Annotated in this window: 18 protein-coding genes; 10 read left to right on the plus strand and 8 right to left on the minus strand. The window is 55.5% G+C overall.

Annotated features, from left to right (window positions below):
- The gene (locus tag GA0061103_RS30110) at positions 1-393 is read left to right on the plus strand and encodes a hypothetical protein (RefSeq protein WP_092718224.1); all 393 of its coding nucleotides are present in this window, start codon (positions 1-3) and stop codon (positions 391-393) included.
- Entirely contained in the window at positions 359-2,377 is a 2,019-nt protein-coding gene (locus tag GA0061103_RS30115; protein ID WP_092718229.1) for a relaxase/mobilization nuclease domain-containing protein, read from the plus strand. Before GA0061103_RS30110 ends, GA0061103_RS30115 begins: the two co-directional genes overlap by 35 nt.
- A gap of 65 nt (positions 2,378-2,442) precedes the next feature.
- Here GA0061103_RS30115 and GA0061103_RS30120 read toward each other — a convergent pair whose 3' ends face one another.
- The 6 genes from GA0061103_RS30120 to GA0061103_RS30145 all read right to left on the minus strand — a co-directional run bounded on the left by GA0061103_RS30120 (position 2,443) and on the right by GA0061103_RS30145 (position 8,695).
- Positions 2,443-3,027 carry a hypothetical protein gene (locus tag GA0061103_RS30120; RefSeq protein ID WP_092718233.1) on the minus strand — a complete coding sequence of 195 codons (585 nt, stop codon included), beginning with the start codon at positions 3,025-3,027 and terminating at the stop codon, positions 2,443-2,445.
- A gap of 411 nt (positions 3,028-3,438) precedes the next feature.
- Positions 3,439-4,470 (minus strand): alpha/beta fold hydrolase, encoded by a 1,032-nt coding sequence (locus GA0061103_RS30125; RefSeq protein ID WP_092718236.1) that lies wholly within the window; start codon positions 4,468-4,470, stop codon positions 3,439-3,441.
- On the minus strand, positions 4,460-6,067 hold the full coding sequence (locus GA0061103_RS30130) for an RcgA family putative transporter (RefSeq protein ID WP_092718239.1): 1,608 nt from the start codon (positions 6,065-6,067) through the stop codon (positions 4,460-4,462). Before GA0061103_RS30130 ends, GA0061103_RS30125 begins: the two co-directional genes overlap by 11 nt.
- 389 nt (positions 6,068-6,456) lie before the next feature.
- Positions 6,457-6,810 (minus strand): ArsR/SmtB family transcription factor, encoded by a 354-nt coding sequence (locus GA0061103_RS30135; RefSeq protein ID WP_092718243.1) that lies wholly within the window; start codon positions 6,808-6,810, stop codon positions 6,457-6,459.
- A 397-nt stretch (positions 6,811-7,207) separates the two neighbouring features.
- Positions 7,208-7,498: a DUF1330 domain-containing protein gene (locus GA0061103_RS30140; protein WP_092587948.1), complete on the minus strand. Its 291-nt coding sequence runs from the start codon at positions 7,496-7,498 to the stop codon at positions 7,208-7,210.
- A 318-nt stretch (positions 7,499-7,816) separates the two neighbouring features.
- The gene (locus tag GA0061103_RS30145; RefSeq protein WP_092587949.1) at positions 7,817-8,695 is read right to left on the minus strand and encodes an SDR family oxidoreductase; all 879 of its coding nucleotides are present in this window, start codon (positions 8,693-8,695) and stop codon (positions 7,817-7,819) included.
- Between the two features lie 122 nt (positions 8,696-8,817).
- Here GA0061103_RS30145 and GA0061103_RS30150 point away from each other — a divergent pair, with 122 nt between their 5' ends.
- Positions 8,818-9,453: a TetR/AcrR family transcriptional regulator gene (locus tag GA0061103_RS30150; RefSeq protein ID WP_092587950.1), complete on the plus strand. Its 636-nt coding sequence runs from the start codon at positions 8,818-8,820 to the stop codon at positions 9,451-9,453.
- Positions 9,454-10,121: 668 nt separating this feature from the next.
- Complete coding sequence (locus GA0061103_RS30160; protein WP_092587951.1) at positions 10,122-11,327, plus strand: NosD domain-containing protein; 1,206 nt, start codon at positions 10,122-10,124, stop codon at positions 11,325-11,327.
- 306 nt (positions 11,328-11,633) lie between these two features.
- Here the strand turns inward: GA0061103_RS30160 and GA0061103_RS30165 are convergent, their stop codons facing one another.
- Both GA0061103_RS30165 and GA0061103_RS30170 read right to left on the minus strand, forming a co-directional pair.
- Positions 11,634-12,575 carry a carbohydrate kinase family protein gene (locus GA0061103_RS30165; protein ID WP_092587952.1) on the minus strand — a complete coding sequence of 314 codons (942 nt, stop codon included), beginning with the start codon at positions 12,573-12,575 and terminating at the stop codon, positions 11,634-11,636.
- 206 nt (positions 12,576-12,781) lie between these two features.
- Positions 12,782-13,804 (minus strand): LacI family DNA-binding transcriptional regulator, encoded by a 1,023-nt coding sequence (locus GA0061103_RS30170; protein WP_092587953.1) that lies wholly within the window; start codon positions 13,802-13,804, stop codon positions 12,782-12,784.
- Between the two features lie 168 nt (positions 13,805-13,972).
- On the opposite strand from GA0061103_RS30170, the gene GA0061103_RS30175 reads away from it, so the two are divergent.
- The 6 genes from GA0061103_RS30175 to GA0061103_RS30200 all read left to right on the plus strand — a co-directional run bounded on the left by GA0061103_RS30175 (position 13,973) and on the right by GA0061103_RS30200 (position 21,441).
- Entirely contained in the window at positions 13,973-15,232 is a 1,260-nt protein-coding gene (locus GA0061103_RS30175) for an ABC transporter substrate-binding protein (protein ID WP_092587954.1), read from the plus strand.
- Between the two features lie 61 nt (positions 15,233-15,293).
- A complete protein-coding gene (locus GA0061103_RS30180) occupies positions 15,294-16,175 on the plus strand; it encodes a carbohydrate ABC transporter permease (RefSeq protein ID WP_092587955.1) in 882 nt (293 codons plus the stop codon).
- A complete protein-coding gene (locus tag GA0061103_RS30185; protein WP_092587956.1) occupies positions 16,168-17,004 on the plus strand; it encodes a carbohydrate ABC transporter permease in 837 nt (278 codons plus the stop codon). Before GA0061103_RS30180 ends, GA0061103_RS30185 begins: the two co-directional genes overlap by 8 nt.
- Before the next feature lie 13 nt (positions 17,005-17,017).
- Positions 17,018-18,160: an ABC transporter ATP-binding protein gene (locus tag GA0061103_RS30190; protein ID WP_092587957.1), complete on the plus strand. Its 1,143-nt coding sequence runs from the start codon at positions 17,018-17,020 to the stop codon at positions 18,158-18,160.
- Positions 18,161-18,293: 133 nt separating this feature from the next.
- Positions 18,294-19,670, plus strand: coding sequence for a NosD domain-containing protein (locus GA0061103_RS30195; protein ID WP_092587993.1), 1,377 nt, complete (start codon positions 18,294-18,296; stop codon positions 19,668-19,670).
- A 91-nt stretch (positions 19,671-19,761) separates the two neighbouring features.
- Entirely contained in the window at positions 19,762-21,441 is a 1,680-nt protein-coding gene (locus tag GA0061103_RS30200; protein WP_092587958.1) for a glycoside hydrolase family protein, read from the plus strand.
- Positions 21,442-21,624 lie beyond the last annotated feature (183 nt).

Raw genomic sequence — 21,624 nt, forward strand, 5'->3', positions numbered from 1 at the left:
ATGCGCGAACCGGCCGTCATGTTCCGTTTACCGGCCCATGTCCTCGGCAATATGGAGCTGCTTGCCGGCCGGCTCGATATTTCCGTCAATCTTGTCGCAAAGCTCATCGTCACCAGAGAGATTATGCATATACCTGCGATCCTCGAAGAGCACGAACGGCAGCTGGCAAACATGCACCAGTTCCTCCGCGAGCTCGCCTTTCGCAACGAGGAGTTTCTGTCGGAAGAGCGCGACCAAGCCATCCTCGCCGCCGCCATCATGACCAAGCTGGGCGAGGTGATGGCCGCCGTGGATTCGATCCGCGATGCAGCCTTTGTGAGACCATCCACATTTATCGCCGACCTGATCAGGAAACACGATGAACGACCTCTCCAGAAGTCGCTCGGGGTCTAGGCCTGAAGGCCGCAGACTACCGAGCTATTTCGAGCTCATCGAGGATGAGCTTCGACGCCGCGGCGGCGGTGGCGGTGGAACGAAAAAGGCGCCGGTGAGGGCAAAGGTGGGGGTCCCCTCGCTTGGGCGGAACGCCGGCGCGGCGACAGCCTTAAGTCGGGCGAGTGGCAATAACGCCGTCGTCGTCAAGGTGTTGTCGTATGGAGCAGGTGCGGCCTCGGCTCGCAACGTGCTTGCCTATCAAAGCAAGGAGGAAAAGGCACACGATCAGGATGGCCGTGAGGTCACCGATCTTAGCGAAGAAGTCCGATCCTGGGAGCGGGAGTTCGGAAACAGGAAAGGAAGCAAGGACGTTTTACGGTTGACCTATGAGCTGGAGAGTACCGACCGGGAACACGTTGCCCGCGCATTGAGCTCGCTTGCGTCCGACGGGTTCCGCGAGGTTGGTGATTCCGATCGGACCTACGCGTTCAGCGTTAGCGAGGGCGTAAAGGGACAAACCCGTCTGAACCTGGCGTTGGTGATCGCGCACGAGAAGAGGGACCGATCCGATCGGGGGAGCCAGAATCGCATAGCCGCCGAAATGGATGACGTGCACGCGATCGATGCGCGTGTGGACAGAGCATTGCGGATGGAAGGAGTGGCGCCAGTCTCGCGCTATCCGGTGGAGTTTTCGAGCGGTCCGAAGGGGCTGGCCGCGACGCTCCATGCGATGCAGCGGCAAGGCGCGGAGGTCACGCTTTCGACGAAGGCCCAAATCGAGGAGCGCCCGGGCAGGAGCGGCCGCTACTATCAAGCCACCGACCGACGCGAGGTGACGACAAGCGATCATAAGCAGCTTACAGTCGAGGGTAAGATTGTCGGTGCGCTGATGCAGACCCGGCAGCCGCGCGATTTCATGCATCTGTTGTTGTCAGGCCCAGCCAATGTCGATCGTGATCGGTTTATCCTGGCGGGTCGTGACTTTCTAAAGGAGCAGTTCTCCGGCCACCGATATGCTTATGCTGTCCACAATCGCAACGACCTCGAGAAGCATCCGCATCTGCACGTGATCGTCGCGCTGCGCAATGCCAGCGGCAAGATGCTCAACCCCAATATCCGCGATTTCACCGAGTGGCGCACCCGCTTCGCCGAAAAGGCGCGGGAGCGCGGAATAACGATTGATCGTCAAAAGCGTGTCGAGCGTGCTGGTCCACCGCCCATCAAACGATGGGAATGGGAGATGTTTCACCGCATGGGTGCGAGAGCACCGACTAATGTTGTCGACAAGGTGATCTCCAAGCTTCGCGATACGCCCACCGCGCCGAAGCTGGAAGACGCGAGGAAACGGTTTGATCAGACCCGACACTCAGTTCGGCGCGTCATCCAAATGCTGGAAGGCATTGCTAAGGACCGAAGTGCGCCGAGCACGGCGCGGGAACTGAGCCATGATCTGTCGCTCGGCCTGCAGCGCGAATACCGTCGGTTGGAAGTAGCCGTGCGCGACGGACATGATCCCACCAGAATAAAAGGAGAAGAACACATGCTGCGATCCACACCCATCAGCGCCGCTCAGGCGAAAGCGGCGAAGGAGACGCTAGCCACCACAGCCCTCAGCGTTGCGGCAAAGATTGTCAATCCCACCGATCGGCTGCTCTTCGAGCAAGCGACCAATGTCATCGGCAAGGTCGTCGGGCTGCAGCTCGACTCTCGTGTAACCAAGATTCGAGATCGCGCCGAGGTCGGCAAGGCGAAACGCTCTTCGGATAGCTTGGGAACGAAGTCGGCGACTGGTCGCGACCACGTTGCGGAGCAGGGACTCGATAACAAGACTTCGAGCAACCGTACCGTCGATCAATCCCGCATAGCACGCTCAAATGCCGACCACGACAGCTCTGAGAAAAATCGCACGGAACGCCAAGGTAATCAACGGCGTGACCGCGATCAGTCAAAATCGATCAAACTTCGCCCACCACAGTATAAGGATCGGGATCGAAGCCGGTAGCTGAGTGGCCTGCTTGAGCAAGGCCGCTTTTGTAGAACTAGCCCTGATTGCCGAAAAAAAAGGAATTACGGCAGTTTCAAAACATGCTTGATCGTCGTCTTAAGCCAGACCATTGTGGCCTGGGTATCAATGACGGAGGTGCCAACGGCATTTGATCCTGGATAAAGAATTTCCGTGAAAGAAGGCGTCTTTTTGCTAAAGCGAGAGAAATTTCCTTTGCGCACCACGACCGTCATCGTCGGATCGACTTCATACCATTCAGTCAGCTTCAATATCACGTCGAGGTCAGAGGTCGCGGGCCAGTGCCGGCTTTGACCTTGGCTCGGTGAATGGATCGCCTCCATCCAGAAGTCGGGTACGGCGCCCGAGACCTTCAGAAGATCGTCGAGCAACCTCGTAAGCGTTGCATTATCAATGCGCATGCCACGATCGAATGGGGAAACCGTATGGTACGAAATGAACCCGAAGCGGACGTGGAGGTTGCGCATGTCCTGAAGCATCGCCAGGAATTTAGTGTCGATATCTCCCAGCGTCTGGTCTCCAAACTCCGGCCTGTGCCGTAGCAGGATGCCATCACGCTCAAAAATGACTAAGCCAACTGAACCCTCTCGTCTTTGAATGCCGTGAACGTCGAGTATGTCAGTCTCCATATCTGCTCTCATACCGGCTTTGCTTCCTTCAAATGCTGTAATCCGCAGTCGGTGGCCGTGGAACATTGGGTAAGTTCGAACCGCGACTGAGTTGCGAGACGCCTTCCAGTTTTTGATAATTGATAAAAACGACGATTACCGCAGATTGCGCGATATGATGCGAAACCAACCGAAACGAAACGAAACGGCGCCGACAAGTCCTTGTTTATATTTTGAATTTTTGTTGAGATGGCTCGGGGCGCGTACCGTAGCAGGGAACGTCGATTTCCTTTTTGGGGCCTCGAGTCAGACCTCTCCACTGAAATTGGCTCTGGGCTTGGGCAAGAAAGGCTGCGGGTAAGCGACCCTCCAAAAGGTTCGACGGGTCGCTAAATCCAACCGGCTCATTCGTGGGCGTCTGGACGTCTCAATCTATGACGTAGCAACGCCATTTTGGGCATCTGCGCGCGAAAGAAAACGCTTCAGGCTCCAACCTGCCAAGAAAATGTACGGGGGCATCGCGAGCGAATAGTGACCGCAGTTCAGCTTCAGAACGCTCGGCTTGGCTCCTGCTTGTTGCAGTTTTCGGATGAAGCTTTGCGTTAGCGCGGGCAACACTACTTTGTCTCTAGTTGCGAATACCACTTGAAGCGCGAGTTCGGGCCGTGCCAATTTATGCGCGAAATTCTCCAAATTCAGCGGACCCCATGCCCTCCGCAGATCCGTGAGTCCAATGGCCGGTTCTAAGCTCTCGCGGATCGAGCGCGTCGCGCGTCCCGTCCAAACCATGTCTGCAAGACTTCCAGCCGTCAAAAACAGCGAAGCCTTCGATACGGCCGGTTCATGCGCTGCGATCAGACCCGCCACCCACGAGCCAAGACTCATGCCAAGAACCGAGACCTCTCGGTAACCTTCGCTCTTCAGCCACCGGACGAGCTTTCGCCCATCCCATACGGCCTGCCTCACCGATTGGATCGTGCGGCCGAGATTTGAACTGAGCATATAATCGGCGTACAGCGCGCCGGGTCGACTCCGTTCGAAGTGATAGGGCATAGCAATCTCCACGACCGTGATGCCACGTTTCGAGAAGAATCCGGCGATCTGGCGTTGTCGGGCGCTGGCATTCCAATGATGGAAAATCACCAGAACCTGATCGCGCGAGCCGCTTTCGGTGAGTTTTGCCCAAACGGTGTTGTTCTCGTCCACGTCGGTGGCGATCTCCGAAGGAAACGTGAGCCACCCGTCGTGCCTTTCAAAGCCTTTGGCCTTACGCCCGGGCTCGTCGTAAAAGCCTAGATCGGACACAGCGTGGTCCGCAAGAACACAAAACTCCTCGAGAGAGTTTGCCCTCTCCGCGTCGGGGAAGGCGCGGCCGGCGTCGAGGATGAATTCCGTCGCTTTCTTCACTTCTTCACCGCGTTGGGCTCGACGTTCGTCCCAACGATCCAGCCACCTATGATACACTCTGATTGCTCTCCGATTTGCGCGATCGCAGCAGCGCGAACTCTGGATCAAAGAGTCCATATGTCGCGACCAGCACTCCCGCGATGAGAATGATTGAAAAGCCGTCAAAGGCATCGATCAATAAATAAGTGGCGAAGAGCAGGCCCACGACCGCCGACATCTTCCACAAAGCCTCACGAAATCGCAATCCGACATTTAGGCGGATGGAACCGTAAAGAAAAACGACACAGGCCGAAATTGCCACAAGGAGACTACTGTAATGGGTTGGCATCCTATAGCCGAAGCTGTTGGCGGCATGATGGTCACGATAAACCACCGAAACGCAATCGTGGAAGAACCAGGTTACGATATCCTGTTCGTTCGAGGTCAGGTAGGAGCTCTGAACCTTCATACAAATGGCAACAAAAACACCAACTATGGTGCACCGGAATATGCCCCGCATTACCCTCATGCGGATTTCGCCGCCCTCACGACGATGTTCGCCCTCAAGCCTCCGCATCAATGCTTCTTCGATGCTCCAGAAATCGTGGATGATCGTGTGGAGCAAAATGAGACCTGCGAAAAACAGATAGAAGCAGACGCACATGTATAGGTATGCTAGCCCGGTGAAAACGATCTCCACTGGCACTGATATAAGGTCGGGTTGCACGATGGCTATCGTGCCCCAACTTGTCGCGTAGTCATCACTGCCTTCCATCAGCGGGATCAAACACACGCCAATCCACTGGAAAACACCGGCAAAGAGCACGCAAATTACGAAAACTGCCCAGTAGCTATGAGAATACGCCTCAATGTTTCGCGTCCAGCGGGCGTTGATTTCAAACCGGTCGGCCTGTGAAAGCAGCCTGAAGCGCCCATCCCGCTTCCAAAAAAGCAGCAGCTCGATCACAAGCCAAAAAAATAGTGGTAAGAGTATCATGAACAGGAGCGTCCAGTTCGGCGCCCACAAGAAGCCGACCTGCTTCAGGATCCCATCGGGTCGACGATATGTGACGCTGTGGATTCCCACGATATACGACAAAAATCCGAGGGCAGAGGCGCCCGCGAATGTGGACGCGGGGAGGTTCAAGGGAGATCCGCTGCTAAAAAGCAACTCGGATCGATTAGCCAAGCTGAAGCCCTTCTTTGGCGGAACGACATCGCCTTCTTGTGCCAAGTCTTCCGCAAGCTGCATTTGAATTTGCCCGGTCACCGGGCCCGGATTATCTGGTGCCGCTGCAGCAGAAGTCGCTTTCTTTGAATCTCGTCTCTTTGCAGTGAGGCGAGCTTGAGCCGCGCTAAGCTCCAGGAGCCATTCGCTCGTCGCTTCCCTATCATCGCAGCCGAAGATCCGAGCCAACCAGTTGATATTGGAAGGGCTGATCCCCTTGTCGTTCTCTTGAAACCATAGTTGGACCGTGCGTAAATCGACTCCGGCCCGATTGGAGTCGATCTGCGTAATCGCCTCCGCCAGGAGCTCCGGAGTCCATGGTCCCTGTGGAAAGCCATCAATGCCAACCGGACGACCCGCACCCACAGCAGCTAACTGCTTAAACAATTCTTTGAAGTCGCTGCCGTCCTTGGGCGGGGCGACAAAAATCTTCCCGTTCTTTTCCAATGGTTCAGACGCTCAAATGTGTTCAGTTTTCCCATACGCGCGGCGGGCCCCCCGCCAATGTGAAGTCCTTCCGATCGATGCAGTGGAGTCCCTTCTCGTCTTCATCCGAGCCATGGCGAAACTGCCACAGAACGATGGTTAGTCTCCGCGTCCGTCAGGCCGGCGTCTGCGATGCTTCCTGACAACCTTATAGACGGAAAATGTCCGCGCGAAAAGAAAAAAACAGCTCTTGCGTGTGGCGAAATGCGCGGAAAGTCTGACGCAAAAATGGCAAGAAAATTCTGATTAAAGAGTAGCTTACGGCGCAAACGGAATTCCGCTTCGCTGGGCCATAAGCGAATCGGTATTCAATCTAAGATTGAAATCGCATAATGCGATTTATGGAACGTCTATGTCTGGGGAAGATTTCGCGTGTAGACCGCGTCCAGCGCCGTCAGAAGGTCTCGCATCCAATCGTGTTGAAGCGAATAAAAGTGTTTTTGCGCGTCACGCCGCGTCGCAATTATCCCGGCCTCCCGCAACTTAGCCAGATGTTGCGACAGTGCAGATTGGCTTATACCGATCTCCGACACCAGCTCTCCGACAAACATCTCGCCTCTCGACGCCAAGAGATAAATCGTTCGCAGCCGAGTCTCATTGGCCAAGTTGGAGAGAAGCTTGGCGCTATTTTTCAATCGCGCTCGGAAATCGTTGTCGATACTCGCATCGACGTTCTTACTCGAATTCAAGTCTGAGATTTCCATATAACCACTCACCCCCAAATCGTTGAGAATCTATAGCCATATGCGGCCGGGCTGCGGTGTCTAATCGGTTAAACGGCACTATTTAGACAGTCCTGCGAAGCGATGGATTCCGTATTCGAACACAATTTCTCGAGCTTGCGACAGCGCGGATTGGCTTATGCTAATCACCCAACAACCATCTCGCCTCTAAAAAAGCTGGCAGATAAAATCGTTCGGAGTGGCGTCTCATTCGCGAGAGCGGAGATAAGCTCAGCGCCGCCTTTTGTGGGCCTCAAAAAATCTTATTGCTGTTTGCACCCGGTTGCAAGACGAACGATGACCTAGGATAAGGCCTGTAAGTGCTGTTACTCGGAACGACGGACCGTTCTGATGCAAATGTACTGGAAGTCGGCCGGAGTTAGTTGATCCCGCCTATAATGAAGGACCGATAATCCGCCCCGAGGAAACGGTGCTTCACGGCAGCCTGGTATTCGGAACTGTCATAGAAGGCGCGGGCCGCCTCCATGGAGGGAAAGCTGACCATTACTACGCCTTCAGGAGCAGCACCTTCGAGGACATCCTGAGGGCCGTGGACGGCGAGTACGGTTCCTCCAGATTTCCCTAACAGAGGTCTTAACAGTTCGACATATGTCTGCATTTCAGATGCGTCGCGGGTCCGCTCTTGAATGAAAATGGCATAAGCAATCATGCTATAAATCTCCTTTAGAGCTCAAGGCCAAGTCGGGTGCGATGACGACCTTGAGACGTTTCTGTTCGAAGCCCAAGACAATGCCGACAGCGTGCGGATTTGGAGCGACGCCAGCCGTCGTTGGGCGATGAGCGGAAGGCGGATTGGGACTTAGAGCACTATCGCCCTCTTCCGTCATATCCGCCTTCCGCGACGACATCAGGTGGTCCCGACGGCCAGTGAAAGAGCAAGAAGACCGTCCTGGCTGCGGACAGTTCCGCTGCGGCCGCCAATCGCGGTAACTTTGTGCTGTAGAATGTGCTGATCGCACTGATCCTGTCAAAGCATGCTCGACATGCCGAACGCGATGAGCATGTCGTTTTGGATCGGGCTCACGGCCTCGTTCAGTCGTTGGACACCGAAGTCCATGCCTTCTGGCATCACCACTGTCCGCAAAGGACGTCGCTCCGTGGCCTCAACAAGTTGCGCGATCGCGTCGGCCACCCGTTGGGGTCGCGGGGGATTGGCCTCGTCGTGTCCGGCGTTGGCGTTGGACTTGATCTGACCCGGGATTGCCGCGACTTCGCCGTAGGCTGCAAGCACGGAATGATCGGACGGCTCCGGGCTCGACGAGATGAGGTTGCTCGGAAATGGCCCTGGCTCGACGATCACGGAGTCGATTCCGAAGCCCTTTAGTTCATATCGATAGGCTTCGGCAAGCCCCTCAAGCGCGAACTTGCTCGCGGAGTAGGTGCCGAAGAACGGAAAGACCACTCGCCCCATCAGGGATGTCACATGAACGAGCAGCCCGCTGCCGGCGGCTCGCATATGCGGCAGAACGGCGCGGTCGGCCCGCACCGCGCCAAAGAAATTGACCGCAAAGAGCCGTTCGACATCTGCCACAGTGTAGGCTTCCGTGATCCCGACGGGCATCAGACCGGCATTGTTGACGAGAGCGTCGATTTTTCCGTGCTGCTTGATAACTACGTCGATTGTGGAATTGACAGAGGCTTCGTTGGAGACATCCATTTCAAGGACTTGCAACTCATGTCCTTCAGCTTTCACCGCGTCGATAAGTTCCTTTCGGACTGTTGCATTTCTTCCTTCGATGTCACGCATGGTCGCAACCACCGTATGACCCCGCCTCGCGAGTTCCTGCACCGTGAGATTTCCAAAACCACTGCTCGCGCCGGTTACAACAACGACTTTTCCGCTCATCTCGAGACCTTTCTTTGAAATCCAATGGGCGCGAATATCAATAGACAGACCTGTATGTATTTGCAATCCCAAAATTTACAGAATAGTCTGTCTACACGAACGAAGAATTTGGGGTTTGGAAAATGCGATCGCGCAGCGCGCTTGAAATTTTGGATGTGGAGGCACAACCGCTTAACGCCCTCGCCCCGCGAGAACGTATATTAAAGACGGCATCGGACCTGTTTTACCGGTTCAGCATTCACTCTGTCGGGATCGATCGCATCATCGCCGAAAGCGGGGTGGCCAAGATGACGTTCTACAAACACTTTCCGTCGAAGGCCAACCTGATCGCCACCTATTTACGTTACAAAAGTGATATCTGGTTTCAGATGCTCGCAGCCGCGACTGAAAGAACCGGACTATCGCCGCTGGAGCGCATCCTCGCTATTTTTGACGCGCTAGACGAACCATTCCGTTCGCCCTCTTTCCGTGGTTGTCCGTTCGTGAAAGGGCTGGCCGAATTCGGACCGGAGGCTAACTCCCCTGACGTACAGGCGACCATAGCCTTCTATTTTAAGGGCTTGCATGAATTTGTTGCCTCACTCATCGAGCCCCTGGCACTGAGAGACCCCGAAAAAGCCGTGATCCAGATCCTGTCGCTCATCCAGGGCTCGATTGTGATGGCACAATCGACGCCCGCTCCTGGACTTGTTAAGACAATTCGCGATGCAGCCAAAGTGTTACTCGAGGATGCGTTGATCTCGTCGTCTGAAACCTGAAGTTCGTGAGGTGGCGGGGACGGCCCCGCCACAAGCGCAGATCTGAGCTAGTGCTATCGATTTCAATCACCTCTTCTCCGGGAACGTAGAGACGGTTCCGAATCTGCAACGCCATCGCCGTATCGTTTCTTAAGATACGATAGTCCCCGAACCGTTAAGCTGCAGACAGCGTGACATCGCCACTTCGTCTCATGTTATCGATTCCAGCGGGGCGCTCGACGCGGCGAGCCCATTGTCCGCATTTTTTAAAAGCGCCCGTCCGTCTGTAAGTGTGGGCCCGCGTCAAACCATTGTTGCCGACACTCAGAGTCATTGACGCGATGCGTGGAGGAACAAGGCATGACAACGTCGACATTTCCCGTTGACAACGTTGTCAGGCGGAGATTATGTTCGCGCCGAGATGGAGCCTTAATGCGAATGCAACGAGCCGAATGGGAGAAATCGAGGACAAAAAAGCTTTTTGCCAGCACTCGCGCTTCCATTGATGGTCGCGTGAGCCAACGCTGAAACCATCGATATTTTCCTGGAAGGGGGCGGCGCCCACGTTCCCGCCCGGAGCAACTTTCGCCTCCGTGATTTGGCCCCGCGCCTCGATAGGCGCGGAAAATTGAACTTCTTCGATCCGCAAACCCGAAGCTATTGGTAGGCAATTAATGGAGCGACCGCACATGACCAGCCCGCATTCATCGACCTACGATGTAACGAAGTTTCATGGCTCGGTGCCTGCCTCGCAGGACATTGGGAAAGTCATCAACGAGATCATCGCGGACATCAAGGCTCATCAGACCAGCCAGACCGCGAAACCCGGTGGTGACATTCTCATACCGGTTGGTGACTATGATCTGCTGACTCAGGTCGTTATCGACATTTCCTACTTGACGATCCGAGGCGAAGGCCATGGGTTCACCTCACTCAGCATTCGCGACAACACGCCCGATACTTCCAACTGGCGGGAAACCGTGGCCGGCGGTAGTCATGTCAAGGTCAAGTTGGCCGGCACTCCGGCGATCGTTACGCGCCGCAACGGTGTTCAACCGCGTCTCGCCAGTCTCGAATTCCGCGACTTCTGCATGGACGGACTGCATTTCAGCGGCGACGGCAACAGCTATATCAACGGCAAGACCGGCATTTACGTGGAGGGCGATTGCGATTCCTTCGTCGTGCGAGGCATGGGCTTTGTGTACCTTGAGCGAGCACTCGCGATGGAGGGCGCAGATGCTACGACGGTAGATGGAAACTTTATCGCGGAGTGCGGCAGTTGCGTGGAATTACTTGAGGCCTCTCAATCCTGCAAGGTGACGAATAATCTGGTCGGTGCCGGCTACAACGGCAAATCCATCGCGGCGACCGGCGCCGATGGGCTGCTGATCGCGGCGAACAATGTTTTTCCGCGCGGCGGCAGTCTGATCGAACTGACCAACAGCGCACGATGCAGTGTCACCGCAAACCGCTTTGCCGGCTTCTATCCCGGCTTAATCAGGCTCATCGGAACGAATGAAACGCTTGTCGCTGCCAACTTGATCCGCAGGCAGAACGAAACCTATCCTCCATTTCAGGGATACAACAACAGACTCCCGGAAACATACGGAATCCTTCGCATCGAGGGCGACAACAACAAGATCTCAAACAACCACTTTCTGGTCGATCCTCAGGGCTACACCTCGGATGATGGGCCGATTGTCGTCATCAATGCGGAGTCCGGCGTCTTTAATTGGATCAGCGACAACGCCTTCGTTCTCGCGGCGATTCCCGATCTCCAATACATCGCCGTCCGTCTCGGTGCCGCTCTGACGCAGAGCAAGGTAATCTACAGCGGCTCCAGTGCGCAAATCTCCGATCTCGGAACTTTGAATGCCATCGTTCCCAACCCCTGAACCGTTACCTTGCCCCTGGCAAGGCGCGCCTAGGTTTTGCGACCGCAATATCTGACGCCGGCGAGCGAACCGTCGCTCGCCGGCTGCATGGCAAGATCGTCCTGACCGAACGGACTCGCAGCGATACAGTGATCGATGTGGCGCTGGAGATCAGACACCGCCCCGATCTCGGTGGAGTTAGCCGCTCGGCATCGAAACGTCCACCAAGCTAAACATGGTATCTGGTGTAATAACCAGATCAGCTCGTGATTCTCTTTGTCAATGTCACCGATTTCCCGTCTAGGTGACGGCCCTTGCGGATCGGCTCTATTTCAGGTGTCCGTTGGGCCCGAGCTCATAGCTCCAGGGCGGGTTCGCTCCGGCCCGAGAGACCGTCACGGCTGCTGCCTGGGCACCCAGCGTCAAGGCGTCGCGGACGGCGTCTTCGCTCAGGCGCGCGACGTGCGCCTTGGTCAGCAAGTTGTTGATCTTCAGAGAAGCAAGAACGCCCGCGTCGAACGTGTCGCCCGCGCCAACGGTGTCAACCACCGTCACCTTCTCACCCGGAACGAATACCTTGCCGTGCGACGTATAGCCATCGGCGCCTTCTGCTCCCTTGGTGATGACGACGAGCTTGGGTCCGCGCTGCAGCCATCTGCCGACCAGTTCGTCGTGGCTTCCCTCTTCGTCGAACCACTTAAGATCCTCATCAGAGAGCTTGAGTATATCCGACATTGCCACCATGCGCAGCATGCGTGCCTTGTGGGCCTCCGCATCCTTGATGAAACCGGGGCGGATATTGGGATCGAAGGAGATGACACGCTTTTGGTGTTCTCGCGTCATCAGGGCTTCATAGGTCGAGCCGCACGGCTCCGGGATTAGACTGATAGCGCCGAAGTGCAGCGCCTCGCAGGAATCGCCGAGCGTCGGTAGGTCAGCTTCCGTGATCATGCGGCCGGCGGTGTTCTCGTCGAAAAAGGCGTAGGTGGCAGAGCCGTTGGTGAGCTTGACGAATGCCAGCGTCGTGTGAAGATCCGAGGTCGCGCTGGGGCCGAAATCGACATTGCCGGATTTCAGCGTGGCGCGCAAGATATCGCCGAACATGTCGCTCGACAGGCCGGTGAATAGCCCCGTGGCAATGCCGAGTCGACCGAGCGCGATGGCGGTGTTGAAGATCGCGCCGCCGGGATAGGGTGCGAATGCCATCTCTCCGACCGCTGTCTCGCGCGGTAGCATATCGATCAGCGCTTCTCCGCAGCAGATGATCATACCGGTATCCTTCGATGAATGTTTGCGGTAAGTGATTTTGCACATGAGGCAAGAAACACCGTTCACCCATTGCTGAAGACGGTTTTTCGATGCGTTACGGCGGATCGCACGCTCGTTTGTTTCCTTGCTAGTTCAATTAGGCAACAACGCCACAGGTTGAACCGATGCCACACCCATACGCGCGAATAGACAAGCCGCATCCATTTTTATTGTGTTCGACAGACGGAAGCGCGCTCGACCAATTTACAGGGAACGACACGGCTGCTGGGACGAATCATGGCGTCGGAGAGCAAGCCATTCAACCACTTCGCTCCTTCGAAGCCGAGATCATAATAAGGTAATGCCGCGGTGGTCAACTCCGGCTTGAGTGCCATGGATACCGTGCGAAAATCGTCAAACCCGACGATGCTGAGGTCCTGCGGAATGCGCAGACCCAGTGTCAAGGCTGCAATATAGATCTGGATCGCCATCTCATCGTTGCCGCTCATGATTGCGGTGGGGCGGTCTTTTTGCTGGAGCAGCTCTGTTGCCGCCTCAAAAACATAGTTCTTCTCAGCACCAACCGGCCCTTCCATACCGAGACGGATGGACAGGTCACTCTCCGAAACGCCGAATTCCCACGTGGTCTGGCGGAATGCGTCAAGGCGCATTTCGGCCCCCAACAAAATCGGGTTGAGCCGTATGTAGCCGATCCTTCGATGGCCCTTTTCAAGCAGATAGCGCGTAAGATCCTGCGCACCCTGGTAGTCATCAGGTTCGATCGAGGGAAACAATTCGTTCGTTTGAGGCCTGCAATTGATCATCACCGTGGGGATGCCGACATTCCCGGTTTCTGGGTCCACGATGCGATGATACATCGTGACGTAAAGAACGCCGTCAATCCGATGGGATTGAAACGTTTTCCAGATTTCCGCTTCCCGTTCGGAAACGCCGCCGGTGTTTGCCATCAGGATGGTTTTCCCGTTGGCATTTGCCCAATCCTGGATGCCGCGAACGATATCCACCGAGTAAGGCGTCGTCGACACATAGTCGGTGATGATGCCAAATGTGTTGGACCGGCTCGAACGGATCTGGCGCGCCGCCATATTTGGCACGTATCCGAGGTCTCGAATGGCCTTTTCCACCCTCTCCCTGGTTTCCTCCGTCACATACGGTTCGCCATTAATGACGCGAGAAACAGTTTTGTTCGAAACCCCAGCCACTTTCGCGACACTGACTATACTGACCATGCCCACCAATCTCCTTATGATATTTGTTGTAAACCAGACGCATGACAACGTCGACATGTTTTTATGACAACGTCGACATTGGACGTTGACAACGTCGTCATACGGGGATTATGTTCACCGCAAGAAGGAGGGCTCAATGCCAGTGCGGCGAGCCGAAGGGAGGAATCGATGAAAAAATTGCTCTGCGCCAGCGCACTTTCGCTGGTTTTCATGGTCGCGACTGCCAATGCCGAAACCATCAACATCCTGGTGGAGGGCGGCGGCGAGATGCTGCAGAAGAGCGTCGCCGAAAAGTTTACCGCTGAGACCGGCATCAAGGTGAAATTCACCGTCGTTCCCTACCAGGGTGTCTTCGATAAATTTTCTGCCGAAATCGCCTCAGGCTCTTCCGCGTTCGACGTCGTGACGATCGACGTCGTATGGAATGCGAAGTTCGCGGGCCATGTCGAGGACCTCTCGGCACTTTTCACCGATGCCGTTCGCGCGGATTTAGCACCTGCCTTGCTTGCGGACGCAAAGGTCGGCGACAAATTGATTGGCATGCCTGCCTGGGCCAATGCCGAGATCGTGTTCTATCGCAAGGACCTGTTTGACAAGGTGGAGGAAAAGGAAGCTTTCCAGGCAAAGTATGGCTATCCCCTCGCGCCCCCCAAGACCTGGCAGCAATGGCGCGATATCGCAAAATTCTTCACCCGCGATACCGACGGTGACGGCAAGATCGACTTCTGGGGGACTGACACCATCGGCACCTTCTCAGAGGAATGGATGGCGCATGTGCTGCAGGCGGGTTCCCCAGGCGTAATCCTCGACAAGGATGGGCAGGTTATCATTGACAACGATGCGCACAAGAAAGCGCTCGAGTTCTATATTGCGCCGCACTGTACCGACCATTCCGTCCCGGAAAACGTCAATGAGATCGGCTGGGGCGAGGCCCAGAACCTGTTCTACCAAGGCAAAACGGCGATGATGAAGTTCTGGGCGCATGCCTACAAGATGACGCCTCCGGATTCAAAGGTCAGCGGCAAGGTCGGCGTAGTGCCGATGCTGGCCGGTGACGCCGGGATCGCCGCTGTTCCCGGGCCTTGGTACAACGTCGTCCCCTCGGCGTCCCAACACAAGGACGCCGCGAAAAAGTTCATCGCTTACGCGATCGCAAACAACGCCTTGGGCATCGAGGCCCCGCTCGGCCTCGCCGCGACGAATTCAGCCTATCGCAGCTATGCCGGCAAACAGGGTTACGAGCACTTCCCCCCGCTTCTTGAGACGCTGAGTGCTCCTGCGACCCAAGGTCGGCCGCTAAACGAAAAATATCAGGAAATCGTGGATGAAGCTGTGCTGCCGGCGCTCCAGCAGGCGCTCACTTGCAAGGCCGATATCGGGCAAGTGCTGACCGAAGCCAAGGAAACGATCGAGGACATTCTCAACTAGCCTCGTCCATTCCTCAACATTTCGGGGGTGAATTTCACCCCCTTAGCTTTCGGAGACGGAGATGTCGGGTGAAGACCGATTTGTACTCTACATGCTCGCGCCTGCACTCGCCATCCTCGGCGTGCTGGTCGCTTACCCGGTCGGGCTCCTGGTATTCGACTCCTTTTTCAAGGTCGATACAATCACGCCTCATATACGCGAATGGGTTGGACTTAAGAACTATGTCGACGCGTTGACGTCGAAACGGGTCGCGGAGAGCGCTCTGCGGACACTTCAGTATTCGGTCTTCGCCCTGTTCTTCGAGTTCACCTTCGGTTTTGGTGCCGCGCTGCTGTTTTCAGGCATGACGGGGGAGTCGCGGTGGCACCGTACGATCTTCGCTCTACCGTTGATGGTCCCGCCCATTGTCGCGGGCCTGCTGTGGCGGTTTCTTCTGGTCGGCAATATCGGCATTTTGAACTACGGGCTGACTAGCCTGGGGTTGATCGATGATCCCGGTCAGATCGCCTGGCTGTCGAACGAGGACATCGTCATATACGCGGTCTCGTTCGCCGACATCTGGCTGACGACGTCCTTCGTCGCGCTTGTCTCTTATGCGGGCCTGACGAATATCCCGAAAGACCTGCTGGAAGCGGCTCGCATCGACGGGGCGAACGCACTCAAGCGGTTCTGGCACGTCACCGTGCCGCTGATGCGTCCGGTGATCGCTGTCGTCGTGATCGTTCGTGGCGTTGATGCAGCCAAGACGTTCGACCTGATCTGGATACAAACGCAGGGTGGGCCCCGCCACGCTTCGGAAGTGTTCTCCATGAACATCTACCAGCGCATGGTACGTTTCGGCGATCTCGGCGAGGCTTCAGCATCTGGAACGTTGTTTCTCATCGTCATGATGCTTCTGGCGGCGGTCGCCTATTGGAAGATCTGGAGACCCGTCCATGCTTAGAAGTCACCGCCTGAATATGAGCGGCGTCGTGATCAACGCAGCTGCCCTCGTGCTCGTTCTCTCCTACGCGATACCCTACATTTATTTGCTCATGACTTCTATCAAGCCAGCGGCCGATGTCCAGCAGATCCCGCCAAGCTTCTTTCCAGCGGTTGTATCGTTCGAGAATTTTCGGGAGGTCCTGCAATCCTCCACATTACCGAAAGCCTTCGTCAATTCCCTCACCGTAGCGGTGCTGACGACTGCTCTATCGCTATTGGTGGCGGTGCCTGCCGCATATGTCGCGACCCAGTACCGGCGCCGGATCACGACGCTTTTCCTGCTCTTTGCCCTGGTCACCCGCATGGTGCCGTCGGTGTCGCTCGGTGTGCCGCTGTTCCAGCTTTTGAAGTCGCTGGGTCTGCTCGACACGATTCCTGGCTTGGTTCTCGCTCACACGTCGGCCGCCGTACCGCTGGCACTCCTCCTCATGTCGGCCTTCTTCGAGGGTGTGCCGAAGGAGCTCGAAGAGGCGGCGCGCATGGACGGCTGCACACGCTTCCAGGCGTTTCGAAAGATTATCCTGCCGGTGATGACAGGGGGGATAGCGGTCACCGCGCTCTTTACCTTTATCACAAGCTGGAACGAGTTCCTCTACGCACTGCTGTTGACGTCGGAGGCCACCAAGACAGCTCCGATCGTCATCGCCGAATACAATTCGGTCTATGGGCTTGCCTGGGGGGCGATGACAGCTGCAGCCGTCCTCTACTCGCTGCCCGTCATCATCGTAACACTCGCACTACAAAAACAGATCGTCGGCGGCCTGACTTTCGGCGCTGTAAAAGGATGAGGGAGGCAAAGGCATGGCCGGTATAGAGCTGCGCAATATCAACAAGGTTTATGGAAACAGCTTTCATGCCTTGCATGATCTGAGCTTCGATATCAGGGATGGCGAATTCATGGTTTTCGTGGGTCCGTCGGGATGTGGAAAGTCGACGGCGCTGAGGACGATCGCCGGCCTGGAGAGCATTACGAGCGGTGAACTCAGGATCGGTGACAGGTTAGTCAACGATGTGGACCCCAAGGACCGCGACATCGCCATGGTCTTCCAGTCCTATGCACTCTACCCGCACAAGACTGTGCGGGAGAACATTGCTTTTCCCTTGCTGATGGCGGGTCTGCCGAAGACCGAGATTGCCAGTCGCGTGGAAGAAGCGGCAGGCATCCTTGAACTAACAAGTCTGCTTGACCGCAAGCCCGCACTTCTTTCCGGGGGTCAGCGTCAGCGTGTCGCAATGGGGCGAGCGATCGTTCGCAAACCGGCGGCTTTCTTGATGGATGAACCGCTGTCGAACCTCGATGCCAAGCTGCGCGTGCAGATGCGCGCCGAGATCGCCAGTCTCCAAAGAAAACTGAATGTCACGACGATCTACGTGACCCACGACCAGGTCGAGGCGATGACAATGGGCGACCGCGTCGCTGTCATGAAAGGCGGCGTCTTGCAGCAGGTCGATACACCACAGAACCTGTACAATCGTCCTGACAATATTTTTGTCGCCGCCTTTATCGGATCGCCCTCAATGAACTTGTATGAGGCCGTTCTGAATGGGAGGACGCTGACACTGGGTAGCAGCAGTTTCAAAATCCCTGATCGGGTTTTCGAAGACCGCCCCTCGCTCCACGGCGCGTCCAACCGTCAGGTCATTGTCGGTATCCGGCCGGAGCATATGAACGATGCCGCAACCCGGCCCTCTTCGGCCGAGATCTCGGCCCCGGTCGCCCTTGTCGAGGCGCTCGGTTCCGAATCCATGGTGCATCTGAATATCGACGCGCCCTGGGTGGATGCCGGCGACCCTGACGCCAGCGCCGATATCGGAGTCGAAAGAGCTGCTGTGGCCCGTTTTTCGCCGAAGAGCACGGTGCGCTCAGGTGATATGGCGCGCATCGCTGTCGATGCCGAAGAACTTCACTTCTTTGAACCGGCAACCCGCACCAGCATCTGGTGATGGTTCGGCCACGAGCAGACTCAACGGGAGAGCCGGTTAAACGCATTTTCCACGCGGTTTGCGAGAACAGGCCAATCGAGAACATCAGTCTACTCTCGCTGCGGAGTAAGCAATGTCCAAGGAGACATTAACAATGGTTAGCGAAAACCGGTACGATGTAACAACATATCCCGCAGGGAACCCTCATGAGGATATCGGCGCGGTCATCAACAGCATCATTGCCGATATCAAAAGCAGACAGCAGGTTAGCGATCTGAATGATGGCGGAAAGCCCGGCGCAGTTATCTATATACCTCCAGGCGATTATCGGCTGGTCACTCAGGTTGTTATCGACGTCAGCTATCTGAAAATTGTGGGTTCTGGCCACGGATTTACGTCCTCGAGCATCCGGTTCAACACCCCCAAAAACGAGCTGGCACACTGGCGCGAAGTATGGCCCGGCGGTAGCCGCATTCTTGTGGACATTTCTCCTGAGACCGCTGGCGGTGAGGCCGCTGGAGCTGCGTTCTATGTCAAGCGCCCCGGAAATCCTCGCATAAGCTCCGTGGAGTTCGCCGATTTTTGCATCGACGGCCTACACTTCATTGACGATGGTTCGGGGCAAAATGATGCGGAAAATACATACAGGAATGGCAAGACTGGGATCTATGTAGGTAGCGCCAATGACTCATTCCGAATAACGGGGATGGGTCTTATCTATCTGGAGCATGGCGTTACTGTTCATGATGCAGATGCGCTGGCAATAGATAACAATTTTATTGCAGAGTGCGGCAACTGTATCGAATTGAAGGGCATGGGCCAGGCCTCTAGAATAGCCAATAACTTTGTCGGAGCCGGATATCAGGGATATTCTGTTTACGCAGAAAATTATGGGGGCATTCTGGTGGCCTCAAACAACGTATTCCCACGAGGATCCAGTAGCGTCCATTTTTCTGGCGTAGTGCGTTCCTCGATTACGGGCAACAGATTCCATTCCTTTTACCCAGGGATGCTGGTCTTTACTGATAACTGCTGCGAGAATCTTGTGTCCTCAAATCACTTCTTGCGAGATCGCGAGCCGTGGGCGCCCATGCAGAAGTACGATAACGGCCTCGATGACCTGTTCGGACTTTTGCACATCGCTGGCAGCAACAATTCGGTCATCGCCAATCACATTTCAGAAACGATCGACACTCAATATCTCAAGCCTCTCGGAGTAAAGCCGGTGATCATTAATGTGGTTTCCGGGAGTGGCAACTACATAGCCAATAATCACATTGTGGCCACAACCGAAATCTCGCAAATCAGTGATGCACCGAACAGCGCCTGTTTTTCCACGCAGGTGGGAGCGTTGCTTTCAACAAACAATTTGGAGACGCTCGAAGTAACGGCAGTGCTGGTCCAAAAGGGGTCGGTACGGAACACGATCCTGGATTCGGGCAATGACGAACAGGTTGAAATTGACACAACGATGAATGCATTCCGGGGCACTCCAGTTCCCCACGCAATAGTCGGCAAAGTTTCAATTTAGATCGACCTTCGCAATACAGTCTGAGAATTCAACGACTATTCGGAGTTCTGTTCATGACGAACCAAATGGAAAACGGGAAGATGGCCCATTGATGAAGCAAAGCCTGTTCCTGCCTTCAGGGTGCCGCCTGGAATTTTGGGCCGCCGGCGACGGCTTTTTTCGTATCGACATTGATGGGAAAGCAGTTTGGCAGGCCATGTCATTTGCGTCCCATCCGGAGTTTTTCACGTATCATCACAGGGAAGCCTGCGAGGTCACTATTGTCACCAATTCGCCGGACGCTATTCTTTGGGCCTATGCCTATCAGCCTCACATCGTGAACGAGACTGGTATAACAGTTCTTGAATTTTCCGAAAAAGAAATACTTCAACGCACCGGTGCGGAAATTGAAGAATGGCTTCGGTCAGATACGGATCGGCCCGCGCTTCATTTTTCGCCAATCCGGCATTGGATGAACGACCCCGTAGGTCTCTGCAAGATCGGCGAGCTATGGCACCTTTTTTATCAATTCCATCCCTGCGGCAGTGATTGGGGGCCAATGCACTGGGGACATGCGACCAGCAGCGATCTGATCAAGTGGCTTCACATGCCGGTATTTCTGCATCCAGAACAGAACCTGTGGCGTCTCGGCGCAACAGGCGGCGCGTTCTCCGGCAACGCCTTTCGGGATCGAGATGGACGCTTGATGTTTTTCTACACCGAACGCCTGCCAGCCTACGACCTTTTCAAGGGTTATCGGGAAATTCAGAAAATCGCCCGCCCAGATCGGTGGATGATCAAGGCGGAAGGCATCGTGACCGTATTGGAAGATCGGCCTGAGGGAGTCGAGCACGACTTTCGCGATCCGAAGGTTTGGTGGGATGACACCGCCGGGGCCTACCGTATGGTGCTCGGCGCTTCCCTGCACGGCGACCCGGCCGTCTTGCTTTACGGTTCCGGCGATCTGTTGGAATGGAGCTATTTGGGCCCGCTCTATCGGGCACCCTCGCATTTTCGTGCTCAAGGTGCCAGGGCGGTTGAGTGCCCGGACTTCTTTCCGATCGACGGCAAATGGGTACTGATCATGGGTTTCGTCGGCCATCTCGAACCCGAAAGCGGACGACATAATCTTCTTTACGGCCTGGTTGGCGACTTTGAAGACGATCGTTTCATTCCTGGCTCTGGTACGTTGCAACTCCTTGATTTTGGGACTGACTTCTATGCCATGCAAAGCTTCTCGGCGGCCGGGAGGCAGATTGCCTTCGCATGGCTCTTCAACTGGGAATTCCGAAAGCCTGTTGGCTCGCCGTACTCAGGGGAACTGTCCCTGCCAAGAGAGCTATTCCTGGATGACCACGACAGGATTTGCATGAAGCCGGCAAAGGAGTCCGAATCTGCGTTCACGCTTTTCCTAACCGAATCTCTTCAGTCGGCCGTCTATAATCTGCCAGCACAACCTGTCGACATAAGGCTACAAGGCGATCTAAGCGATATCGAGATTGTCGCGACGCAATCGGGCGACCTGTCGTTTGTTGTTTCAGTCAGGGAACAAAAGTTGTCGGTAAGACTACCACAAGATGATGGGTCCATCCAATACGGGGTTGCGACACCGATTCTAACGGACCTGCGGATCATCCATGATCGAGGCATCATCGAAATCTTCGCCGATGGGTGTGCCGTGGCCGGCACGCGGCGTAATTACGTGAATACCATACCCGACTTGATCTCCATCGAAGCAATTCGACCAACGCATGTCTCGTTTTTTGTGGCCTCGGGCGATTGGGGTGAATAGAGGAAATAACTAGGATCCAGCTTCGTCAGTTCAGTTTTGCCGTTAGCTGGTGTGCCCGCCATAAACCGAGGAACGTCGAGAAGCTGTGTTATTCTCTTCTGAAGAGCTGGCCTATCGAAACCGTTCACGAACGGTTGCCGCATCTAAGCGATGGAGACACAAATATTCGCAGCTAGACTGGGA

Origin of the sequence: Martinezella multihospitum (assembly GCF_900094585.1) — a bacterium.
Lineage (GTDB): Bacteria > Pseudomonadota > Alphaproteobacteria > Rhizobiales > Rhizobiaceae > Rhizobium > Rhizobium multihospitium.

Excerpts from the sequence above, each read along its gene's own strand:
- GA0061103_RS30195 (WP_092587993.1), top strand. The coding sequence starts at position 18,294 with ATGGTTAGCGAAAACCGGTACGATGTAACAACATATCCCGCAGGGAAC.
- GA0061103_RS30185 (WP_092587956.1), top strand. The coding sequence starts at position 16,168 with ATGCTTAGAAGTCACCGCCTGAATATGAGCGGCGTCGTGATCAACGCA.
- GA0061103_RS30180 (WP_092587955.1), top strand. The coding sequence starts at position 15,294 with ATGTCGGGTGAAGACCGATTTGTACTCTACATGCTCGCGCCTGCACTC.
- GA0061103_RS30140 (WP_092587948.1), bottom strand. The coding sequence starts at position 7,498 with ATGATTGCTTATGCCATTTTCATTCAAGAGCGGACCCGCGACGCATCT.
- GA0061103_RS30120 (WP_092718233.1), bottom strand. The coding sequence starts at position 3,027 with ATGGAGACTGACATACTCGACGTTCACGGCATTCAAAGACGAGAGGGT.
- GA0061103_RS30150 (WP_092587950.1), top strand. The coding sequence starts at position 8,818 with ATGCGATCGCGCAGCGCGCTTGAAATTTTGGATGTGGAGGCACAACCG.
- GA0061103_RS30200 (WP_092587958.1), top strand. The coding sequence starts at position 19,762 with ATGAAGCAAAGCCTGTTCCTGCCTTCAGGGTGCCGCCTGGAATTTTGG.
- GA0061103_RS30145 (WP_092587949.1), bottom strand. The coding sequence starts at position 8,695 with ATGAGCGGAAAAGTCGTTGTTGTAACCGGCGCGAGCAGTGGTTTTGGA.
- GA0061103_RS30170 (WP_092587953.1), bottom strand. The coding sequence starts at position 13,804 with ATGGTCAGTATAGTCAGTGTCGCGAAAGTGGCTGGGGTTTCGAACAAA.
- GA0061103_RS30135 (WP_092718243.1), bottom strand. The coding sequence starts at position 6,810 with ATGGAAATCTCAGACTTGAATTCGAGTAAGAACGTCGATGCGAGTATC.
- GA0061103_RS30160 (WP_092587951.1), top strand. The coding sequence starts at position 10,122 with ATGACCAGCCCGCATTCATCGACCTACGATGTAACGAAGTTTCATGGC.
- GA0061103_RS30190 (WP_092587957.1), top strand. The coding sequence starts at position 17,018 with ATGGCCGGTATAGAGCTGCGCAATATCAACAAGGTTTATGGAAACAGC.
- GA0061103_RS30165 (WP_092587952.1), bottom strand. The coding sequence starts at position 12,575 with ATGATCATCTGCTGCGGAGAAGCGCTGATCGATATGCTACCGCGCGAG.
- GA0061103_RS30175 (WP_092587954.1), top strand. The coding sequence starts at position 13,973 with ATGAAAAAATTGCTCTGCGCCAGCGCACTTTCGCTGGTTTTCATGGTC.
- GA0061103_RS30110 (WP_092718224.1), top strand. The coding sequence starts at position 1 with ATGCGCGAACCGGCCGTCATGTTCCGTTTACCGGCCCATGTCCTCGGC.
- GA0061103_RS30115 (WP_092718229.1), top strand. The coding sequence starts at position 359 with ATGAACGACCTCTCCAGAAGTCGCTCGGGGTCTAGGCCTGAAGGCCGC.